Annotated in this window: 18 protein-coding genes, 1 tRNA gene and 4 pseudogenes; 10 read left to right on the top strand and 13 right to left on the bottom strand. The window is 57.7% G+C overall.

Going from position 1 to position 19,652, the window contains the following annotated elements:
* Positions 1 to 8 precede the first annotated feature (8 nt).
* The 4 genes and pseudogenes from GRI39_RS11010 to GRI39_RS11000 form a co-directional block, all read right to left on the bottom strand.
* Complete coding sequence (locus GRI39_RS11010) at positions 9 to 1,382, bottom strand: mannitol dehydrogenase family protein (protein ID WP_160739790.1); 1,374 nt, start codon at positions 1,380 to 1,382, stop codon at positions 9 to 11.
* Positions 1,379 to 1,612: pseudogene (locus GRI39_RS14605) on the bottom strand (glucuronate isomerase); the annotation flags it as partial. The pseudogene GRI39_RS14605 and the gene GRI39_RS11010, both read right to left, overlap by 4 nt.
* A 294-nt stretch (positions 1,613 to 1,906) precedes the next feature.
* A pseudogene (locus GRI39_RS14600) lies at positions 1,907 to 2,146 on the bottom strand (DUF4062 domain-containing protein); the annotation flags it as partial.
* A gap of 118 nt (positions 2,147 to 2,264) precedes the next feature.
* Positions 2,265 to 2,819: pseudogene (locus GRI39_RS11000) on the bottom strand (DUF932 domain-containing protein); the annotation flags it as partial.
* Positions 2,820 to 3,106: 287 nt separating this feature from the next.
* On the opposite strand from GRI39_RS11000, the gene GRI39_RS10995 reads away from it, so the two are divergent.
* The gene (locus tag GRI39_RS10995) at positions 3,107 to 3,319 is read left to right on the top strand and encodes a helix-turn-helix transcriptional regulator (RefSeq protein ID WP_160739788.1); all 213 of its coding nucleotides are present in this window, start codon (positions 3,107 to 3,109) and stop codon (positions 3,317 to 3,319) included.
* Here the strand turns inward: GRI39_RS10995 and GRI39_RS10990 are convergent.
* Positions 3,311 to 4,546 (bottom strand): tyrosine-type recombinase/integrase, encoded by a 1,236-nt coding sequence (locus GRI39_RS10990; protein ID WP_160739787.1) that lies wholly within the window; start codon positions 4,544 to 4,546, stop codon positions 3,311 to 3,313. The genes GRI39_RS10995 and GRI39_RS10990 overlap by 9 nt on opposite strands.
* A gap of 161 nt (positions 4,547 to 4,707) precedes the next feature.
* Positions 4,708 to 4,794 (bottom strand) — tRNA-Leu (locus tag GRI39_RS10985).
* Between the two features lie 250 nt (positions 4,795 to 5,044).
* Between GRI39_RS10985 and GRI39_RS10980 the strand changes: the two genes are divergently transcribed.
* Positions 5,045 to 5,992, top strand: coding sequence for a complex I NDUFA9 subunit family protein (locus tag GRI39_RS10980; protein WP_160739786.1), 948 nt, complete (start codon positions 5,045 to 5,047; stop codon positions 5,990 to 5,992).
* A gap of 11 nt (positions 5,993 to 6,003) precedes the next feature.
* On the opposite strand, the gene GRI39_RS10975 is transcribed toward GRI39_RS10980, so the two are convergent.
* From GRI39_RS10975 to ligK, 5 genes are all read right to left on the bottom strand, one after another.
* Positions 6,004 to 6,486 (bottom strand): NfeD family protein, encoded by a 483-nt coding sequence (locus GRI39_RS10975; RefSeq protein WP_160739785.1) that lies wholly within the window; start codon positions 6,484 to 6,486, stop codon positions 6,004 to 6,006.
* Entirely contained in the window at positions 6,486 to 7,490 is a 1,005-nt protein-coding gene (locus GRI39_RS10970; protein WP_160739784.1) for an SPFH domain-containing protein, read from the bottom strand. Before GRI39_RS10970 ends, GRI39_RS10975 begins: the two co-directional genes overlap by 1 nt.
* Positions 7,491 to 7,657: 167 nt before the next feature.
* Positions 7,658 to 8,527 carry an amidohydrolase family protein gene (locus GRI39_RS10965; RefSeq protein ID WP_160739783.1) on the bottom strand — a complete coding sequence of 290 codons (870 nt, stop codon included), beginning with the start codon at positions 8,525 to 8,527 and terminating at the stop codon, positions 7,658 to 7,660.
* A 48-nt stretch (positions 8,528 to 8,575) separates the two neighbouring features.
* Entirely contained in the window at positions 8,576 to 9,634 is a 1,059-nt protein-coding gene (locus GRI39_RS10960; RefSeq protein WP_160739782.1) for a 4-oxalomesaconate tautomerase, read from the bottom strand.
* 72 nt (positions 9,635 to 9,706) lie between these two features.
* Complete coding sequence (gene ligK / locus GRI39_RS10955) at positions 9,707 to 10,381, bottom strand: 4-carboxy-4-hydroxy-2-oxoadipate aldolase/oxaloacetate decarboxylase (protein ID WP_160739781.1); 675 nt, start codon at positions 10,379 to 10,381, stop codon at positions 9,707 to 9,709.
* 116 nt (positions 10,382 to 10,497) lie between these two features.
* On the opposite strand from ligK, the gene GRI39_RS10950 reads away from it, so the two are divergent.
* The 7 genes from GRI39_RS10950 to GRI39_RS10920 all read left to right on the top strand — a co-directional run bounded on the left by GRI39_RS10950 (position 10,498) and on the right by GRI39_RS10920 (position 16,968).
* A complete protein-coding gene (locus tag GRI39_RS10950; RefSeq protein WP_160739780.1) occupies positions 10,498 to 11,664 on the top strand; it encodes a LysR family transcriptional regulator in 1,167 nt (388 codons plus the stop codon).
* 82 nt (positions 11,665 to 11,746) lie between these two features.
* A complete protein-coding gene (locus GRI39_RS10945) occupies positions 11,747 to 12,520 on the top strand; it encodes an NAD(P)-dependent oxidoreductase (protein WP_246205051.1) in 774 nt (257 codons plus the stop codon).
* 16 nt (positions 12,521 to 12,536) lie between these two features.
* Positions 12,537 to 13,562 (top strand): amidohydrolase family protein, encoded by a 1,026-nt coding sequence (locus tag GRI39_RS10940; RefSeq protein WP_160739778.1) that lies wholly within the window; start codon positions 12,537 to 12,539, stop codon positions 13,560 to 13,562.
* 12 nt (positions 13,563 to 13,574) lie between these two features.
* Entirely contained in the window at positions 13,575 to 13,982 is a 408-nt protein-coding gene (ligA, locus tag GRI39_RS10935; protein WP_160739777.1) for a protocatechuate 4,5-dioxygenase subunit alpha, read from the top strand.
* Positions 13,982 to 14,890 carry a class III extradiol dioxygenase subunit beta gene (locus GRI39_RS10930; RefSeq protein ID WP_160739776.1) on the top strand — a complete coding sequence of 303 codons (909 nt, stop codon included), beginning with the start codon at positions 13,982 to 13,984 and terminating at the stop codon, positions 14,888 to 14,890. The genes ligA and GRI39_RS10930 overlap by 1 nt, the downstream gene beginning before the upstream one ends.
* 126 nt (positions 14,891 to 15,016) lie before the next feature.
* Positions 15,017 to 15,976 (top strand): Gfo/Idh/MocA family oxidoreductase, encoded by a 960-nt coding sequence (locus tag GRI39_RS10925; protein WP_160739775.1) that lies wholly within the window; start codon positions 15,017 to 15,019, stop codon positions 15,974 to 15,976.
* Positions 15,976 to 16,968, top strand: coding sequence for an aldo/keto reductase (locus tag GRI39_RS10920; RefSeq protein WP_160739774.1), 993 nt, complete (start codon positions 15,976 to 15,978; stop codon positions 16,966 to 16,968). Before GRI39_RS10925 ends, GRI39_RS10920 begins: the two co-directional genes overlap by 1 nt.
* Before the next feature lie 80 nt (positions 16,969 to 17,048).
* Here the strand turns inward: GRI39_RS10920 and GRI39_RS10915 are convergent, their stop codons facing one another.
* A complete protein-coding gene (locus tag GRI39_RS10915) occupies positions 17,049 to 17,927 on the bottom strand; it encodes a dienelactone hydrolase family protein (protein ID WP_160739773.1) in 879 nt (292 codons plus the stop codon).
* Between the two features lie 86 nt (positions 17,928 to 18,013).
* Positions 18,014 to 18,889, bottom strand: a complete 876-nt coding sequence (locus GRI39_RS10910) for an SDR family NAD(P)-dependent oxidoreductase (RefSeq protein WP_343033341.1) — start codon at positions 18,887 to 18,889, stop codon at positions 18,014 to 18,016.
* A 22-nt stretch (positions 18,890 to 18,911) separates the two neighbouring features.
* On the opposite strand from GRI39_RS10910, the pseudogene GRI39_RS14590 reads away from it, so the two are divergent.
* Positions 18,912 to 19,652 (top strand): annotated as a pseudogene (locus tag GRI39_RS14590) (IS5 family transposase); the annotation flags it as partial.

The raw sequence follows: 19,652 nt of genomic DNA, 5'->3' as shown, positions 1-19,652 counted from the left end.
CTTAAAACTTACGAAAAGAGCGCCTGCAGTTTTTCTTCGGAAACCTGCCAAATTCTCGGCATCATCCCACCTTCGCCAAATAATGCCACAGCGCATTGCGCATCACTCGTACGGCTCGCGATTTCGGTCAGACGATCGGCCATTGGGTCTTCAACAGGGCCATTATCTCCGCGCAGATGCGCAAACCATGCTTTCATCGCAGCAATGATCGCCGGGCACTGCCGCCCGGCAGTGCGATTGGCTTCGAGTGTCTCCAGCCAACGCTGAGGAATCTTCTGGCTACCGTCCATTCCGATCTGAATGAGCTTATGCTGCAAAGCAGGATTAGCGAACCGGGCGATCAAAGCCTCTGCGTAAGAAGGCAGGCTCTGCCCATCCGCAGTGGCAACAGTCGGCGCTGCTTCCTCGCGCATTAACTGTTCGACCAATGATCGCAATGCCGGGTCGCCAATCGCTTCATGAACAAAGGTATATCCTGCCTTCAGGCCGAGATAGGCCAAAGCAGAATGTGCGCCATTGAGCATTCTGAGCTTTGCAGTCTCATAAGGCGCAACATCAGACACGATTTCTGCGCCGACCTGTTCCCAAGCTGGACGAGGGCCGGCAAATTTGTCCTCAATCACCCATTGGGTGAAAGACTCTGTCACCACAGCGGCTTCATCCTGAACTTGCAGTATTTCCATAATGTCTGTTCGGTCAGCATCGGTTGTCGCGGGAACGATCCGGTCGACCATAGTGCATGGGAAGGTACAATTGGTTGCGATCCACTCGCCAAGTTGTGCATCATTTTCTGCACAATATGCCTTCAAGAGCCGTTCTAGCTGGCGCCCATTGTCAGCCAAATTGTCACATGAAAGAAGCGTGAGCCCAGAAAGACCGCGCTCTTTGCGCAAGGCCAGTCCGCGGGTGAGATAGTCATAGATGGAGCCCGCCCCGGCGCGGTCAGGGTCAAGAGATCCATCTGCGCTGCGGCAATACCCTTTTTCCGTAACTGTGAAGCTGGCGATATGCGTATCAGGTGATGACAAGCGTTCAATAATAGCATTGCAGTCGCGCGGATGAACGAGAACTTCCTGAACTGCGCCGACGACACACAAATGGGTGCCCCGTTCAGAGCGTTCCGCTACCGTATAAAGACCGTCTTGCGGAGTGAGTTGATCGGCGACATTTTTGCTTCGCAAAGAAACCCCGCAAGTCGCCCAATTCCTGTCGCCCGCATCCATGGCGCGATCCGTGTACCAAGCCTGATGTGCGCGGTGAAAAGCCCCAATTCCAAAGTGGACAATACCGATCGCCTGTTGTGTGCGGTTATAAGAAAACCGGCTGCCCGCTGACACTTGAGCTAGCCGTTCAGAAGACAAGCGATTTTGCGTAAACGTCACAGTCGGTAAGCCTTTTTGGCGAGATTATAGGCAAGGTCCTGAGCAAGATCCGCAGCTTCCCAATCTTCAAGGCTGTGTTGCGCAACAAGTTCAGCGAGAAAACCGCAATCGATCCGCCGGGCCAGATCATGTCGAGCCGGAATGGAGAGAAATGCACGCGTGTCGTCGTTAAAGCCCACAGTATTATAAAAGCCCGCGGTCTCCGTGATTGCACGGCGATAGCGGCGCATAACCAATTCAAGCATAGCAGGCGTTGCCTGATTCTGACTTTCAGCTGGAAGCATAGCCGAAGCGCGAGCTGTCATTTCCTGCTCATCGACAGGCCCCGTCGCGTTAGCCAATGTCACATCGTGGAGCGCGCGCGTCACGCCGTCTTGAAGGTCATCGGCGTTCACAAAGCTGCCGCGGAACAGTCCTCCCTCCCAAGCCTGCACCTCGGCAATAAGAGCGGCCTGTTCGGGGCTTGGAGAAATGCCCTCTTGAATAAAAGCGAAAACCGGCTTGGTTTCGCGCGCCTCGCGGTATTCCTGATGGGTCGCCGATAGGGTAGAGTTCGGGGGCACAAAACCATAGTGCTCGCCAAGGACCAGAACCACTGCATCGCTCGCTCGCAAACCCTGCAGGCAAGCGATCTGGGGTGAGTTTAGCTGAGCGCCAAAGTCCTCTGCCATCACTGGCTCGTGCCGGAGCGTGGTGACGGCCCTACGTGCAGCTGTCCGCTGAGCTTCGAAGCCAGTGATGAGCGAGCTGATAAAAATCCGCATCGGGCAAATTTAAGGTGGGATCACGCTTTGTCTACCGAGAGACCGTCTGAACAAACGGCAGTTACCAAGATGCCATGTGAGGGATTCGAATGGCGGCAATGTCGGCGGGTGCTGACGTCACCTTCCAACGCGTATCGCCGGTACCGTTGCCCGCAATGCGCTGCACGGCGGCGACCAGTTCATGATCATAGATGCGGCCATAGTCGGGGCCGGTGACCGCGCGCAGCTTGGTGCGACCATCCTCGGTTTCCAGCGTCTTGACCTGCTCGGCGCGGTGATTGGTGAGACCGTATTGCAGGTTGATCGCGGCGAGCGGCGCGGGGAGCTGGCGCATGTATGATGCCGGTGCGCCAACCAGGCTCGCAAGCTGGCCGAAGCTCCAGTGGGTCGGCGCCAGCGGCTTGTCCGCATCCGGAAGAACCAAAGCGAGCCGCTCGGGATCGTCACGATGGGCTTCGACCTGGATCGCCGCGCTCTCCACCGTGCGCGTCCGGCTGCGTTCCGCCCGGCCCTTCACCGCCGCCATCAGTTCATTGAGCGACAGATAGCGTTGATCCGCCGGACGGCTGAACCATTCGGATGAGACCCGCCCGATCCGCTGGCCGCGACCGACATCCACCTTGTAGCCGCCGCTCCTGTCGGGGCTCGCGTCGAGAACCTGAACTTGTGTCATAACATATCTCCGCGACGGCCCGGCCGGGAGCCTCTCTCCCGACACTCGAACCATCACGGCGACAGCCGCCGCCCTCTTACTCTCCTGGAGGGCGAAGCGAGGCACCAACTTCCGACTTTAGCCGCCGCGAAGCAGCTTAGGCCGCGAGGGACCGCCATGGTTCAGTATCTGCCGACATGTCCACGCGCGGCTACGATGGCAGCGAAATACGGGTTGCGCTTGGCCGCCAGCCCGTCAATTTGATCTCAGGGAGCGCCGCCAACTCGCAGGAGATGGAAGGACATCCCATGTCGAAAACTGACCGAATTATTCGCCTCAAGACCGTCCTCGACCGGACCGGTCTTTCTCGTTCGACGCTATACCGCAAAATCGATGAAGGCTCGTTCCCTCGCCAAATCCCGATCAGCGCGCGCGGAACAGGGTGGCGCGAATCCGCGGTAGAACGCTGGATCGCCGACCCGATGGGGTATGATACTGACGACCTTGATGGACTAGCTTGAATTCGTCGCTCGCTGACCGAAGTCACCTTTCAAAACCTTTGCCCCGTCGCGAAGTTGATCCAGATAGTCGGACCAGTGCTGCATCATGCGGACACGCTCTTCCCAAAACTCTCCGCGCGCGTAGGCGCGACGAACGGCATTGCTGTCCTGATGCGCGAGTTGCCGCTCAATAGCGTCGGGGTTCCAAAGGCCCATCTCGTTGAGGAGCGTGGCCGCCATGGCGCGGAAGCCGTGGCCGGTCATCTCCTCCTGGGCGTAACCCATGCGCCGGAGGGCGGCGTTTACAGTGTTCTCCGACATGGGTCGCTGAACCGAACGCAGCGAGGGAAACAAGTAGCGACTGTAGTCTGCATTGTGCTCGATTGATCCAATGATTTCGAGCGCTTGTCGCGACAGCGGGATGGCATGCGGGCGGCGCATTTTCGTTTTCTCCGCCGGGATCTTCCATACGTTAGCGTCCAGGTCGAATTCCGTCCATTCGGCGTGGCGCAACTCTCCCGGTCGGACGAAGACGTGCGGAATCAGCTTTAGCGCAATCTGTGTGGTGCGATGCCCATCGAACGATTCTATTGCGCACAGCAAGCCGCCGACTTCGGACGCATCGGTGATGGCCGGTCGATGGACCGCTTTCGGTACGATCAAAGCTCCTCTGAGATCGACGGTCACGTCACGTTCTGCGCGACCTGTAGCGATCGCGTACCGGAAGATCTGGCTACAGGTGCTGCGGAGCCGCCTCGCGGTTTCATACTTCCCCTTCTTTTCCATCTTGCACAGGGTGAGTAGCAGCTCCGGGGCCGAAATTGCGCTGATCGGCCGCTTGCCGATGGACTTGTCGATAAAGCCGATCAGCCATCGCTTTTTCTTCATGGTGACGGGGGAGCGGCCTTCTTTCTCGATCTTTGCGAGATATTCGTCAGCCACGGCCTCGAAGCTGTTTGCGGACGCGACGCTTGCAGCGATCCGTTCAAGCTTCGCCAGCTCGCCCGGGTCTTCTCCACGGGCGAGGACCTGACGCGCAGCATCGCACTTTTTTCGTGCGTCAGCGAGGCCGACCGCCGGCCACTGCCCGAACGTTAGTGTCTTCTGCTTGCCGAGATAGCGGTAATTCATTTTCCAGCTGCGGGCGCCGGTGGGCCAAATTACGAGATAAAGACCATCTCGATCGGTGAGCTTGTATGACTTTTCGCGACTCTTGGCGGCTTTGATCGCAACCACTGACAGCGCCATGATGGTCTCTCCTCAATCACCTCCGCCGAGACCATCAAATCGACCATCAACTTGATGGTTAGTGATGGTTTCGAGTGGTTTTCGATGAGAAACCTATACCACAAAAAACGTCGGAAAACAGCCACTTATGGGACGTTTTGAGCTGTCCTGAGAAGGGTAAATGGTGCCCAGAAGAGGACTCGAACCTCCACGACCTTGCGATCGCCAGCACCTGAAGCTGGTGCGTCTACCAATTCCGCCATCTGGGCACCCGTAGCAGACGATCATCGAAGTTCGTCGCTGGGTAGGAGCGCGCCGATAACGAAGGTATGGGAGTCTTGTCAACGGCAATCGCACATTTAAACAATTTAATCCTTATCGGCCACGGTGCACCACCATACTTGCGAGGAGCGTGCGCTTGCGGCATGGCAGGCGTGGCTGCAGCCATTGCACGGATATATTCGCGTGATATGGGCTGACTGCATTCATTTTGCTGCGACAGATCTGGACTTGAATCTTATGCCCCAATCATCCGCTCTCGATGGAAAGCTCGTCGTCCTTATTGGCGGCAGCGGCTATGTCGGAACTCATATTGCACAGGATTTGCTAAACCGTGGCGCGCGCCTGCGTGTGGCCAGCCGCAATCCTGAAAAGGCTTATACGCTGAAGCCGCTGGCGAATCTGGGCCAGCTTCAATTCGCGCGCTGCAATGTGACACATGAAAAGAGCCTTGAAGCAGCGATGCATGGTGCAGATGCCGTCGTCTATCTGGTCGGCGCATTTTCCGGCAAGCTCGATGCAATCCAGGCTGAAGGGGCCGGAAAGGCCGCACAGATTGCCAAGCAGGCCGGAGCCAGCAGCTTTGTTTATGTCTCGGCCATCGGCGCTGATGCTAATTCTTCAAGCGATTACGCCCGCACCAAGGCTCTGGGTGAACAGGCCGTGCTCGGTGCGTTCCCGCAAGCGACAGTGATGCGCCCGTCCGTCCTGTTCGGTGAGGATGATAATTTCCTCAACATGTTTGGCTCGGTGATTTCTTCCTTCCCGGTTGTGCCGGTGTTTGGGTCTGATTCGCAGCTTCAGCCCTTATGGGTGGATGATGCAGCAGAAGCGATTGGCAATGCTTTAGCTGACCCGGCGACCCATGGCGGCAAGACTTACGAACTGGCTGGCCCTGATGTGATGACCATGGGTGCGATCAATGAAAAAATCGCCGCCGCTCAGGAACGCAAGCGCCATTTCATTGCCGTACCTGATTCGCTCACCGGATTGTTTGCTGCCCTGCCCGGCACGCCGATGAACAAGGATCAGTGGACCATGCTGAAAGACGGCAGCACGGCCAGCGGCACCCTGCCCGGCATCAAGGAACTGGGCGTGACGCCTAAACCGATGAGCCTGTTTCTCAACCGCTGGATGACCCGCTATCGCCGCAATGGCCGTTTTGCCATGCAGCCAGCCAATCAGTAATTATAATCAGCCTACCCCTGGCTGGCAGCTTCGCTTGCCGGGGGTAACAGATTGAGCGGCTCTACCAGCAAAACCGTTCCATTGGCGCCCGTGATGCGCATTTTGGTGCCCACCGCTGCATCCGGCCCACTGGCGAGCCATTCGCTGTCCCCCAGCCGCACCCGGCCTTCCCCATTTTCAATCGCTTGAGTCACCTCAACCATCTTGCCCGCCATCCGCTGCGCTGGATGGTTGAGCATCGGGTCTGAACTTTCGATGGGGCTATCGCGGAGGTAGCGGCGCGCGGAATAGACGGCGATCAGCGCCAGAAATACGAAATCAATCACCTGCATCGGCAAGCTCGGTTCAATCGCAAGGGTCAAAAGCCCGGTGATGATCGCCGCTATCGCCAGCCAGATGAGATAGACGCCCGGCACCAGCATTTCTAGGCCTGCCAGCACCACACCAAGGGTCAGCCAGACCCAATGCGCGTCAACCCCGTCGAACCAGTCCATCAGCGGCCGCCACCAATCGGAACGCCAGAGGAAGAGCGCGGCATCGGCCGTTCAGTCCGCGCACCATCACCTGATTTGCCCCCGGCGTTCTGCGCCTTGTTTTCCGATAAGGCTTCCTTGGCCAGTTCCCCGATACCGCCCAGTGTTCCGATCAATTGCGTGGCCTCCACCGGGAAGAGGATGGTCTTGGCATTGGGGGACTCAGCAAATTTTGCCACGGCCTTGGTATATTCCTGCGCGATGAAATAATTGATCGCCTGACTGCCGGATTGCGCGATCGCATCAGACACCATCTGCGTCGCCTTGGCTTCGGCTTCTGCCTGACGTTCACGCGCTTCGGCCTGACGGAAAGCAGACTCGCGCTTGCCTTCTGCAGAGAGGATAGCCGACTGCTTTTCACCTTCAGCGCGCAAAATAGCAGAGGCACGATCGCCTTCCGCTTCGAGGATCTCAGCGCGTTTCAGACGTTCAGCTTTCATCTGGCGGGCCATCGCTTCCGAAATATCGAGCGGTGGACGGATGTCCTTGATCTCGACGCGGGTGATCTTGATGCCCCATGGTGAGGTCGCATGATCGACAACCGAGAGCAGACGAGCGTTGATTTCATCACGCTTGGAAAGGGTTTCATCCAAATCCATCGAGCCCATCACTGTGCGCAAATTGGTGGTGGTGAGCGCCATGATCGCATTGTTGAGGCCAGAAACCTCATAAGCCGCCTTGCCCGCATCCAGCACCTGAAAGAACACCACCGCGTCCACACCGACCATGGCGTTATCGCGGGTGATGATTTCCTGCCCCGGAATATCGAGCACTTGCTCCATCACATTGATCTTGCGCCCCACCCGGTCAACGAAAGGGACAATCAGATGGAGGCCGGGCTCCGCCGCCTTGGTGAATTTGCCGAGCCGTTCAATCGTATAGATATAACCTTGATTGACGACCCGCACAGCCATCAGGAGGAAAATCACCAGCAGCGCCAGCAATGCAATCAGGAAATAGCCCATATCTTGTAACTCCCAACAAGGCAGAAGCCCTTAGGAAGCATAGTAGCCTGTGGGGACATAAGGGCCAAGCGAAACCGGAAAATGGCACGGGTGAACCTGCCTGTTCGCAATCCCGATCCGCATTGAGAAAAGGCCGGCGCGGGGTTCCCGGCCGGCCTGTCTGTAAATCAATCTGCCCAATAGAGGCGGTCTGGATTGGTCACCAGCAGCTTCTGCTGCAATTCGGCTGTGGGTGCGATCCGGGGGATCATATCCACCAGATGCCCGTCATCGGGCAGCACGTTTTGCTGATTGGGGTGCGGCCAGTCAGTACCCCAAATGCAGCGATCTGAATAATCGGCCACCAGCGGCGCAACCGCTTCGGCAAACTGGTTCCACGGATCACCCGAAGGGTCGAGGCGGTCCGGGCAGGTCGGCTTGAACCAGACATCATCGCGGCTTTCCAGCAAGGCGCGGAAGGCCTTCATATCGGCCCCATCCGGCCCTTGGGTAACATCAGGGCGGCCCATATGATCGACCACCACCGGCACCGGAATCGCAGCCAGGAAGGGGAGCAATTCTTCAAGGATATCCGCCTCGAAATAGATCACCACATGCCAGCCCTTTGGCAGCCGGCCTGCCACTTCAAGAAATTTGTCCTTGGGGGCATTGTCGACCAGCCGCTTGAGGAAGTTGAAACGCACACCGCGCATTCCGCCTTCATGCAGCGCCTGCAATTCCGCATCGGAAATATCAGGATCGACCACGGCCACGCCGCGCGCTTTGCCCTCTGATTTGGCGATAGCGTCCAGCGTCGCGGCATTATCGGTGCCATGACAGCTCGCCTGCACGATGACATTGCGCGAAAAACCCAAATGGTCGCGCAGAGCGAAGAGCTTGTCCGGCCCGGCATCTTCAGGATGATATTTGGCCTTGGGGCTGAAGGGAAAATCCGCTTCCGGCCCGAACACATGGCAATGCGCGTCCACTGCGCCCGGCGGGGGCGTAAACTTGGGTTTGGACGGGCTGGAATGCCAGGAAGTAATGCGGTTGCTCATTTCTCGGTCTCTTTTACAGGCCTTCACTTCGGCGAAGCCGGGAGGCGATCAGACAAAAACGGTGCCATCCATCAGCTTGCGGGCGGTGCGCAGCAAGGCAGCACTGCCCACTTCACCCGATCCGTTCACAGTAAGGATGCAAGTCATTTCACCGCTAGGATGTTCGATACTGAGGGTCTTTTTCGGGCCATCAGGAATAGTGGCAACTTCCGCTGCGGGCGAACCTTCCACGAGGCAGGCCGTGGCCGCTGTCACAGCGCCGAGCACACCAATGGAAGCATGGGCACGATGCGGGATGAAAACCCGCGTGGTGACAGCGCCGCCATGTTTGGGCGGGGCCACCAATGTCATCTTGGGCACGGATTTATCCGTCACATCGCCCAGATTCATCATCGGCCCTGCCTTCAGGCGGATCTTCTCGATCTTTTCACGGATCGCGGCAAAGTCATCGCTTTCCATTTCTTCGCGCGTTTCATAGCCGGTGGCGCCGACATCTTCTGCTTTGAAAACAATGCAGGGCATTCCATTGTCGATCAGCGTACAGGCGACGCCTTCAATCTCGTCAAACGCATTGCCGGTGGGAAGTAGCGAACCACAGGAGGACCCTGCCGTATCGCGAAATTCCAGCGGGATGGGAGCATGAGTTCCGGGCACGCCATCAATGCTGGCATCGCCCCGGTAATTCACGACACCACCCGGCGTTTCCACCGTAGCGACAGCACTTTGCCCGGTGTTTTCCATAAATATAGCAACGCGTGTTTCGTCACCTTTGGCGGCAACCAGCCCGCGTTCAATCGCAAAGGGGCCAACCCCTGCCAGCATGTTGCCGCAATTTTGTTGGTCGGACACCAGCGCCTTGTCGACGAAGACCTGCAGGAACAGATAATCGACATCAATGCCATCCCGGTCGGATTTCCTGACCACCGCGACCTTGCTGGTCAGCGGGTCAGCACCGCCCATCCCGTCAATCTGGCGGTTGTCGGGGGAACCCATGACTTTGAGCAGAAACGCATCGCGTTCCTGGGGGTCAGCAGGCAAATCTTCGGAGAGGAAAAAGCCGCCTTTCGACGTGCCGCCCCGCATCCACATTACACGTGTTTCATCCATATCTGATCCTTTCAGCCTGTCACACATTGGAAGCCATGGGACGAGCCAACCTGCCCCATGGCTATCAGCCGATCAGATCCATTTCAGGCCCATATCAGTGAGCTTCTGACGGAAGCCATACATGTCGAGGCCGAGCACGCCATCAGCCAGCTTCACGCGCTTTTCTTCTTCATTGGCTTCGCGGGCCTGTGCTTTCTTGAGCACTTCTTCGGCATTTTCACGCTTTACCACGCACACGCCATCGTCATCGGCCACGATAATATCGCCGGGGCGGATATAGGCATTGGCGCAGACAACATCGATGTTCACGCTACCGAGTGAGGCCTTGATCGTGCCTTGGGCAAATACGCGCTTGGACCAGACGGGAAAGTCCATTTCCTTAAGGTCACGAATATCACGCACGCCTGCATCAATGATAAGGCCCTTCACCCCGCGCGCCTGTGCGCTGGTGGCAAGGAGGTCGCCAAAATAGCCATCTTCGCAGGGGGAGGTTGGCGCGATCACGAGGATATCACCATCCTGGCATTGTTCGATCGCCGCATGAACCATGTAATTGTCCCCCGGCGGCACAGAGATGGTAACAGCCGAAGCGCCGATGCGCGCACCGGAATAAATCGGGCGCATATAGGATGCGAGCAGACCGGTGCGGCCTTGCGATTCATGAACCGTGGCAACACCGCATTTGCCGAGAGCTTCAACAATTTCCTTGTCCGCACGTTCGATATTCTGGACGACAACACCGCTCATAATCACTCTCCTTGAAATTCGAAAATCAGGCGCTTTGTGCCAGATGGGGCCTCCCCCCCGCTAGTCGCCAATCCGAAGCATGGCGCAGGGCATAAGGAAATGCTAAATGTAGCCCCATGACTTCGCGCAGCTTCAATGTCCGTCACTATGTCGCTCTGGCGGCCGTGGTGCACCATGGCAGTGTGACGCGGGCCGCACGTGCGATCAACCTCACCCAGCCCGCGCTGACACAGGCGATTGCCCGGCTGGAAGGGGAGCTGGAATGCCTGCTGTTTGAGCGTGGACCATCGGGTATGACCCCCACTGAACCTGCCTTACTGCTCGCCCCGCGTGCAGAAGCGGCCATTGCCCATATCGGCTCTTCACGGGTGACAGGCACCCAATTGCGCGCCTTTCTGGCGCTGGCGCGCGCGGGAAGCTATGCCGCCGCGGCCGAGGCGACCGGCCTGTCAGCGGCATCGCTCCACCGCGCGGTGGGCGATCTCTCGCTCGCTCTGGGTCAGCGGCTGGTGGACCGGCGCGGGCGCAGCGTCATTCTGACACAAGCAGGCCAGCGCCGGGTGCGCGGGTTTGGGCTGGCGATGGCGGAATTGCGTGCGGGCCTTGCGGAAGTATCCGCATGGCAGGGTAAGGCCGCCGGGCGGATTGTGATCGGGGCGATGCCACTGTCACGTGCGCGCTGGCTTCCTGAAGCGATTGCACATTTCGTGATCGCCCATCCCGGCGTTGATGTGGCGGTTGTGGAAGGCAGCCATGCTGAACTTTCCGGCCCTCTGCGCGATGGCGAAATCGACCTGATGCTGGGCGCCTTGCGTGAAGCGGCGCTGGTGGATGATATGGTGCAGGATGCCGTATTTGAAGACCGCCCGGCACTGGTAATGCGCGCAGATCATCCCTTGTTGTCGGTGGATCACCCCAGCGCTGCCCATCTGCTCGATTACCCCTGGATCATGCCGGGGCGCGACACGCCGTTGCGCCATTATTGGGAAGAAATGCTCAGGAACTGCGGGGAAGAACCGCCGCATGTCGGGATTGAATGCGGCTCTGTCCTCGCCATTCGTGAACTGCTCTTATCCAGCGATGCTTTAACCCTCCTTTCCCCTGATCAATTGCGGGTGGAGCTGGAAAGCAGGGTTCTGGCCATTCTTCCCCCGCCCGCCCCCGTCTCGCGGACCATCGGGATTGTCACCCGCGCAGGCTGGCGGCCAACACCTGCGCAGGCCGCTTTCATCACTTTGCTGAAACATGCAGCAGGCCCGGTGAGTGAAGAGCTGTCTTCGTAAAAAATTATAGCCGGGGCAATCTATCCATTTGCGCAATGGTGCCCGCAAACACACATCCACTGCCATGGAGAGCACAATAGCCTTGATAGGCTTCGGAGAAGCCGGTTTCACCTTTGCCCGCGCCGCATCATGGCCGTCGGGCACATTTGCTTTCGATATTGATGCGTCCCGCGTGCCCATGATCACAGATTGCGGGATTACACCGGCGGCAAGCGCGGAAGAAGCATTAGCGGATGCGGACATTGTGCTCTCGCTCGTCACGGCAGACAGCGCCCCGCTGGTTGCCGCAGACTATGCGCCGTTCCTGAAAAGCGGCGCGCTGTTTTGCGACATGAATTCCATCGCCCCCCAGACCAAGCAAGCCAATGCAAAGGCCGTGAATGCTACCGGTGCGCGCTATGTCGATGTGGCGGTGATGGCGCCGGTCGATCCTGCTGCGCTCAATGTCCCGCTGCTGATTGCCGGGCCGGATGCTGCCGAGGCAGAAACCGCACTCAACGCCATGGGCTTTGCTAAAACCCGGGTGGTAGGAGATGCTATCGGGCGCGCTTCGGCCATCAAGATGATCCGTTCGGTCATGGTGAAAGGCCTGGAAGCGCTCACATGGGAATGCGCCGCTGCGGCCGATGAAGCGGGCGTGTTCGATGAAGTGATGGCATCACTCGATGCCAGCGAAAAGCACCAGCCATGGGCGACCCGCATCGCCTATAATCGTGAAAGAATGGAAACCCACGGCATCCGCCGCGCCGCCGAGATGGAAGAATCGGCCAAGACGCTGAGCGGCTTCGGGGTGGAACCTGTTATGACCCGCGGCACTGTCATTCGGCAGCGGCAAGCGGCCAAGCCCAGAATTTGAAGAGAGGACCAGTCCAATGACTTTGGTAATTGATTGCCACGGCCACTACACCACGGCTCCCGCCCAGCATGATGAATGGCGCGCAGCGCAGGTGGAAGCCTATAAGAATGGCACTAAGGCTCCGGCCTACCCCACTATTACTGACGATGAAATCCGCGAAACGATCGAGAGCAACCAGCTCAAGCTGATCAAGGAACGCGGTGCAGATCTCACGATTTTTTCCCCCCGCGCCAGCCGGATGGCGCCGCATGTGGGTGATCAGGCCGTCAGCGAAGCATGGTCGCAGCATTGCAATAATCTGATCTACCGCGTGACGCAGCTCTATCCCGAAACATTCATCGGCGTGTGCCAACTTCCGCAAAGCCCCAAAGCCGATATGAGCGCCTCCATCAAGGAATTGCGCCGCTGCGTGGAAGAGCTTGGCTTTGTCGGCTGCAACCTCAATCCTGATCCTGCCGGTGGCCATTTCACCCACCCGCCGCTGACGGATGAATATTGGTTTCCGTTCTACGAAGCGATGTGCGAACTCGACGTGCCCGCGATGATCCACGTCTCGGGGTCCTGCAACAAGGCGATGCACGCCACGGGCGGTTATTATCTCGCCGCTGACACGATTGCTTTCATGCAATTGATGGAAGGCGATCTGTTCAGCCGTTTCCCCAATCTGCGGATGATCATTCCGCACGGCGGCGGCGCAGTGCCGTTCCATTGGGGCCGTTATCGCGGACTGGCTGACATGCTCAAGAAGCCTGCGCTCGACGAATATATCATGACCAATGTTTATTTTGACACCTGCGTCTATCACCAGCCCGGCATCAATCTGCTGGCCGATGTGATCGACAATAAGAACATCCTGTTCGGCAGTGAAATGGTTGGCGCCGTGCGCGGCATCGACCCCACCACCGGGCAATATTTCGACGACACCAAGCGTTATGTGGACGCGCTCGATATTACCGATGAAGAACGCCATGCGATCTTTGAAGGCAATGCCCGCCGCGTCTATCCGCGCCTCGACGCTAAGTTAAAGGCCCAGGGCCTCTAAGGGAGAGAGAATGTGAGCAAACAAGACATTCACAGCTACCTTGCCGAGTTTGACGATATCCCCGGTACACGGGTCTATACTGCCAAACGCGCACGCAAGGGCTATCAGCTTAATCAGTTCGCGATGAGCCTGATGAAGGAAGAAAATCGCAAGCGCTTCAAGGAAAATGAAGAAGCCTATCTGGACGAGTGGGACATCACCCCCGAACAGCGCAAGGCTCTCTTGGCACGCGATTATAACACGCTGCTCGATCTGGGCGGCAATATCTATTTTCTCGCCAAGGTGTTCTCCACCGATGGGCTCAGCTTCGTGCAGGCGGTTTCGACCATGACCGGCATGAGTGTTGAAGAATATCAGGCGATGATGAACGCTGGTGGCCGCTCGCCCGTTGGCCTCCGCTCGATCAAGGAGAAAAATTGATGGCACGCATTCAGGCCGGTATCGGCTGCAGCCACATCCCCGTGCTCGGCTTCGCGCATGACACGGATAAGGAACAGACCGACTATTTCAAGCCAGCCTTTGACGGGTTCAACTGGACCCGCAAATGGATGAAGGAAGAAGCCAAGCCCGATGTGATCGTGCTGGTTTACAATGATCACGCATCGGCTTTCGACATGTCGATCATTCCCACCTTCGCCATCGGCACGGCGGAAAAGTTCAACCCCGCCGATGAAGGCTTTGGCCCGCGCCCGGTCCCGGTTGTTGAAGGCCATCCCGATCTTGCCTGGCACATCGCCCAGAGCCTGATCCTCGACGAATTCGATATGACCATGATCGGTGAGATGGATGTCGATCACGGCCTTACCGTTCCGCTCACCATGATGTATGGCGATGTGGAAAAATGGCCGGTGAAGGTCATCCCATTGGCGGTCAATGTTGTCACCTATCCACCGCCGTCGGGCAACCGTTGCTGGGCGCTGGGTGAAGCCATTGCCCGTGCGGTAGAGAGCTTCCCTGAAGATCTCAACGTACAGGTCTGGGGCACCGGCGGCCTTAGCCATCAGCTTCAAGGCCCACGCGCTGGCCTGATCAACAAGGAATGGGACAACGCCTTCCTCGACAAGCTGATCGGTGACACGCAGGAATTGCGCAAGGTTCCGCATATTGAATATCTGCGCGAAACTGGCAGCGAAGGCATTGAAATGGTCATGTGGCTGATCATGCGCGGCGCCTTGGGCAAGAGCACCAAGGCGCTCCACCGCCACTACCATGTGCCGGTCAGCAACACGGCGCTTGGCCATATTGTGCTGGAGCCTGTGGATAACTCCGTTCCTCCCAGCCCGACGCTGGAAGGGAACAATGACGCTGCTCAGGCGATGATTGACTGAAGATGCTGCCTGCTTCTCAGCGTTGGGGAGCAGGCTCATCAGCTGTTCTGGTCTGGTCTTTCCCGGCCCCAATGTATAAGCCCGCTACCCGGCGGGCCAATTTCCTGACGAAGGAGAACCCCTCTTATGAAAATCGCACTCGCTGGCGGCGGCGCCTTTGGTGAAAAGCATCTTGATGGCCTCAAGAATATTGACGGCGTAGAAGTCGTTTGCCTGGTCGGTCGGACGCTCGATAAGACGCAGGAAATGGCCGACAAATATGGCGTTCCCAAAGCCACCACCGATTATGATGAAATGCTGAAAGATGACTCGATTGACGCAGTCATCCTCTGCACCCCAACGCAGATGCATGCCGAACAGGCCATCAAGGCGATGGATGCAGGCAAGCATGTCGAAGTAGAAATTCCGATGGCCGATAGCTGGGCTGATGCACAGGCTGTGCTCGCCAAGCAGAAAGAAACCGGCCTTGTGTGCATGGCTGGCCACACCCGCCGCTTCAATCCTTCGCACCAATGGGTGAAGAAGCAGATTGATGCTGGCGAATTGAACATCCTCTCGATGGATGTGGAAACCTATTTCTTCCGCCGCGAAAACAAGAACGCCAAGGGCGAAGCGCGCAGCTGGACAGACCACCTGCTGTGGCACCACTCGGCCCACACGATCGACATTTTCCAATATATGACCGGCGCCAAAGTGGTGAAAGCCAATATTCTGCAAGGCCCCAAGCACCCCAAGCTTGGCATTGCAATGGATCAGTCAATCCAGATGAAGACCGATAAGGGCCAGATTCTGACTCTGTCCCTCTCCTTCAACAATGATGGGCCTTTCGGCACTTTCTTCCGCTATATTGGCGATAACGGCACCTATCTCGCCCGTTATGACGATCTCTTCACCGGCAAGGATGAACAGATCGACGTGTCTGACGTAGCCGTGTCGATGAATGGTATCGAATTGCAGGACCGTGAATTCATCTCCGCCATTCAGGAAGGCCGCGAACCGAACAGTTCCGTTCAGTCCGTCATTGAATGCTACCGCGTGATCGGTGAACTGGCCGCCAGCCTTGAAGAACAGGATGGCTGGTCCTGATGAAACGGACAATTGCCGGAACGCACGTCCATCCGATAGGCCTTGGCTGCATGAATGTAGCCTGGGCCTACGGGTCTCCGCCGTCTGAGGAGGACAGCGTCAAGCTGTTCCATGAAGCGCTCGATCTGGGATATAACCATTTCGACACGGCGAATATCTACGGCAAGGGCAAGAGCGAAGAACTGGTCGGCCAGGTTTTGAAGACCCGCCGCAAGGAAGTCTTCCTCGCCTCCAAGACCGGGATCATCGTCGATGGCCCCAAGCGCGGGATTGATTGCAGCCCCGAAGCGATGACCCAGTCGATTGAGGACAGCCTGAAGCGTCTGCAAACCGATCATATCGATCTGTTCTACATGCACCGCTTCGACCCCAAAGTGCCGATTGCCGACAGTGTGGGCGCGTTGAAAGACGCGATTGATGCCGGAAAAATCGGTTCCTACGGTGTGTCCGAATGGAACTCACAGCATATCCGCGAAGCCCATGGGGTGCATCCGATGGCGGCTGTGCAGACCGAATATTCGCTCTGGACCCGCAATGTAGAACTCGGCGTGCTCGACACGACGAAGGAACTCGGCATTGCACTGGTGGCCTTCTCCCCTGTCGCACGTGGCGCAATCTGCGGCGTGATGACGGACCCAACCAAGCTGGAAGAAAAAGACCTTCGCCGGTCCCACCCACGCTTTAGCGAGGACAATTGGCCGAAAAATCTCAGCCTGATTGAAAAGTTTGTTGATCTGGCGCAGCAGGCGGGTGTCACCCCGGCACAATTGGCACTGCAATGGGTTATTTCGCGCGGCGATCATCTCCACGCGATCCCCGGCACCACCAAGGTGCAGCACATGAAAGACAACTTCCATGCGCTCGACAAAAAGCTGGGTGACGATGTGCTGGCCCGTGCTGGCGATCTGATCAACCAACAGACCGTATCCGGCCATCGCTATCCCGAAGTGATGCGCAACACGATCGATACGGAAGATTTCGTGGCCGCCTGATAGACACGGCATTTACAATGAAGAGGGCCGGGACGCTATGCAACGTTCCGGCCCTTTTCATGTTCACACTACAGAACTTGTCAAAGCGCTTCGTGATAAAGTGCCAACATGCGCTTCCACGCCCGTTCGGCCTGCACTTTGTCATAAGAAGGGGAATCCGCGACCGTCCAGCCATGGTCTGCCGGATAGACTTCGATCTCGGCTGCAAGTCCTGCTGCATGGGCGAACTCTTCCAACCGGGTTTTGACCACCGGATCGCGTTTATCGTCATTTTGCGCAATGGCGAAAAGGTAGCTTGCCTGTGTCTTTTCCAGCAAGCGATGCGGGCTCATCGGGTCATCTGTCACCAAGCCACCACCATGGAAAGACGCGCCCCCTCGCACCCGCGCCGGCACAGCCGCGGCTGTGAACACCGTAAACGGCCCGCCCATGCAGAAACCCATTGTGCCAATACCAGCTGTTGTATCGACGCCATCCTGCGCATCAAGCCACGGCACAATCGCCTTGGCATCACGCATGATGGCTTCCGGCGCCAAAGCCTCCCGCATGGGCTCGGTCTTCGCCCGTCCTTCGGGCGTCAACCATTCGGCAAACTCTTCAAAGATCGGAGCCTTGGCATTGCGGTAATAGGGATTGACCGCAAGAACCGCGTATCCTTCCTTGGCCAGTCGCTGCGCCATCATTTGAAACACCGGGCGCAAACCGGCCACATCGGGCCATAGGATGATGGCCGGGTGATCGCCCTCGCCCGGATGGACGAAGAAAGCATCCATAGTGCCATCAGGCGTGGTGATAGTGGCATCGCTCGACACCAGCGGCTGGTCTAACACCTTAGACTCGTCAGTTTCCGCGCCACTGGGAGAGCAGGCCGCCAGCGCTGCCATAGCGCCAGCGACTGTAAACTCGCGCCGGTTCCAGCCAGACCTGGCCCATCGCGCGAGATCTTTTTCGTCACACATGCATCGCTCCTCAGCTTTGCCTAACGGTCAAGAGCTAAGTGTATCACCATCACGATAATCGTCCAGCGCCTCGCTAAGGTTTGCGCTTAGGTGAGATCACCGAGTGACATAGCCACTCCCTGCTCCGCCTTGCGCATCGCTTCACGGCGCAATTCTTCAATCTTCAGGCGCTCTGGTGGCGCTTCTTCATCAGGGAGAGCGGCAAGGCTTGCTTCATAAATTTCGGCAAAATCCGGCCCATGTTCGGGATGTGTCAGGATCAGAGCTTTTTGCGCGGTCATGCCTGCCAGAATCTTGTCCCCCACTTCACGCGGGTCCATCCCGGCATCAAATGCCGTGCCAAATTGCGCGAGTTCATCCGCATCCGCTTCACCAAAGCCGCTTTGGCCAAAGCCATCCGGCCGCTTTAAGGCGCTGGTCCAGGCATTGGTGCGGGTAAGTGCCGGACAGCAAAGTGAACAGCCAATCCCATGCGGTGCGAGATTATAGCGCAAGCTCTCTGTCAGCCCACGCACAGCAAATTTGCTCGCCGTATAAATACCCGCCTGCGGGCCGGGAAGAAAGGCCGCCATGCTCGCGATATTGACGACATGGCGGCGACCTTGCGAGGCCTTGAGCTTGGGCAGAAAGCTCACAATCCCGTTCACTACACCGCCAAAATTGACGCCCATGATCCAGTCGAAATCGTCGTAAGTCGCTTCATCGGTTGGCCCGAAAACCGAAACCCCTGCATTGTTCACCAACACATGCACTTCACCGAAGTGATCGAATGCCTCTTGCGCCACTGCAGCGAATCGCGCCCGGTCAGTGACATCGAGCTTCAAAAAAAGTGGCTGCTCACGCCCCTGCTCAGCGAACCATTGTGCCACCTGCTCTTTGTCTTTTTCGTTCCTGTAAGACAGCGCCAAACGCATACCGGCATCGCTGAAAGCCTGCGCAACACCTAGGCGGCGTGGACAAATTGGTTGACGTTGCGATGGCGGGTTGATTCAAGGCTGCCTTTTGGAGGCGGGCTTGAGTCGGGGTGATCTTACCGAAGCAGAATGGCGTGTTTTGAAGGGGTTGCTTCCGATTGATGCGTCGAACCGTGGGCGCGGACGACGTCCTGAAGAGAACCGTGCGATCATCAACGGCATTCTCTGGCGACTTCGCTGCGGCACACCCTGGCGCGACGTTCCGCCAAAATACGGCAACTGGAACACGATCTATCGGCGGTTCAGGCGATGGAGCGATGCCGGGGTTTGGGAGGCCGTGTCGGTTACACTGGCCGAGATCATGGCGGACAGCGGCCACTACAGCATCGACAGCACTACGGTTCGCGCCCATGTTTCGGCGGCGGGCGGAAAAGGGGGACTCGTCGAAGAGCTCTTGGCCGCTCGCGGGGCGGGTTCACCAGTAAACTTCACTGTCTGGCTGATGGACGAGGGCGACCGCTCGCCCTCCACCTGACAGTCGGCGAAGCCGCTGATTGCAAGGCCTATGACGCCCTGATCGCTATGGCAGACCAAACACCCAAGGCGCTACTGGCTGATAAGGGATACGATGCCGACGCCATTCGCGCCGATCTTGCCGAACGCGGTATCGAGGCCGTCATTCCCGGACGATCAAACCGCCGTGTGCCGATCGAGCACGACAGGAAACTCTACAAGCAGCGCAACCAGATCGAGCGCTTCTTCGGACGCCTCAAGATCAACCGCGCCATCGCGACACGCTATGATCAACTCG

The sequence above is a fragment of the Altericroceibacterium indicum genome, from assembly GCF_009828105.1.
Taxonomy (GTDB): domain Bacteria; phylum Pseudomonadota; class Alphaproteobacteria; order Sphingomonadales; family Sphingomonadaceae; genus Altericroceibacterium; species Altericroceibacterium indicum.
Note: the sequence above shows the minus strand (reverse complement) of the source record. Positions and strands in the feature narration are given on the sequence as shown.

What these genes read in the sequence shown, in the direction of transcription:
- GRI39_RS10940 (WP_160739778.1), top strand. Translation starts at nt 12,537, where the DNA reads ATGACTTTGGTAATTGATTGCCACGGCCACTACACCACGGCTCCCGCC.
- GRI39_RS10960 (WP_160739782.1), bottom strand. Translation starts at nt 9,634, where the DNA reads ATGGATGAAACACGTGTAATGTGGATGCGGGGCGGCACGTCGAAAGGC.
- GRI39_RS10950 (WP_160739780.1), top strand. Translation starts at nt 10,498, where the DNA reads ATGACTTCGCGCAGCTTCAATGTCCGTCACTATGTCGCTCTGGCGGCC.
- GRI39_RS10920 (WP_160739774.1), top strand. Translation starts at nt 15,976, where the DNA reads ATGAAACGGACAATTGCCGGAACGCACGTCCATCCGATAGGCCTTGGC.
- GRI39_RS10990 (WP_160739787.1), bottom strand. Translation starts at nt 4,546, where the DNA reads ATGGCGCTGTCAGTGGTTGCGATCAAAGCCGCCAAGAGTCGCGAAAAG.
- GRI39_RS10965 (WP_160739783.1), bottom strand. Translation starts at nt 8,527, where the DNA reads ATGAGCAACCGCATTACTTCCTGGCATTCCAGCCCGTCCAAACCCAAG.
- ligK (WP_160739781.1), bottom strand. Translation starts at nt 10,381, where the DNA reads ATGAGCGGTGTTGTCGTCCAGAATATCGAACGTGCGGACAAGGAAATT.
- GRI39_RS10930 (WP_160739776.1), top strand. Translation starts at nt 13,982, where the DNA reads ATGGCACGCATTCAGGCCGGTATCGGCTGCAGCCACATCCCCGTGCTC.
- GRI39_RS10925 (WP_160739775.1), top strand. Translation starts at nt 15,017, where the DNA reads ATGAAAATCGCACTCGCTGGCGGCGGCGCCTTTGGTGAAAAGCATCTT.
- GRI39_RS10980 (WP_160739786.1), top strand. Translation starts at nt 5,045, where the DNA reads ATGCCCCAATCATCCGCTCTCGATGGAAAGCTCGTCGTCCTTATTGGC.
- GRI39_RS10970 (WP_160739784.1), bottom strand. Translation starts at nt 7,490, where the DNA reads ATGGGCTATTTCCTGATTGCATTGCTGGCGCTGCTGGTGATTTTCCTC.
- GRI39_RS10915 (WP_160739773.1), bottom strand. Translation starts at nt 17,927, where the DNA reads ATGTGTGACGAAAAAGATCTCGCGCGATGGGCCAGGTCTGGCTGGAAC.
- GRI39_RS10995 (WP_160739788.1), top strand. Translation starts at nt 3,107, where the DNA reads ATGTCGAAAACTGACCGAATTATTCGCCTCAAGACCGTCCTCGACCGG.
- GRI39_RS10975 (WP_160739785.1), bottom strand. Translation starts at nt 6,486, where the DNA reads ATGGACTGGTTCGACGGGGTTGACGCGCATTGGGTCTGGCTGACCCTT.